Source organism: Neisseria sp. P0014.S002, from assembly GCF_051958295.1.
Classification (GTDB): Bacteria; Pseudomonadota; Gammaproteobacteria; order Burkholderiales; family Neisseriaceae; genus Neisseria; species Neisseria flavescens_B.
On the sequence record NZ_JBQCVO010000056.1, the window covers coordinates 1 to 296 of the forward strand.

The following is a 296-nucleotide window of genomic DNA, read 5'->3' on the forward strand; positions in this document are numbered from 1 at the left end:
CCTACGGGAGGCAGCAGTCGAGGATCTTCGGCAATGGGGGCAACCCTGACCGAGCGATGCCGCGTGAGCGATGAAGGCCTTCGGGTTGTAAAGCTCGAAAGTGGGGAGAAACGCCGAAAGGCTTGATCTATCCACAGTAAGCTCGGGCTAAGTTCGTGCCAGCAGCCGCGGTAAGACGAACCGAGCGAACGTTGTTCGGAATCACTGGGCTTAAAGGGCGCGTAGGCGGGCCGCCAAGTCCGGGGTGAAATCCTCCAGCTTAACTGGAGAACGGCCTCGGATACTGGAGGTCTCGA

Annotated in this window: 1 rRNA gene; it reads left to right on the forward strand. The window is 59.5% G+C overall.

Annotation, left to right across the window (positions count from 1 at the left end):
• Window positions 1-296: ribosomal RNA gene (locus ACTHSX_RS10585) — 16S ribosomal RNA — on the forward strand; the annotation flags it as partial.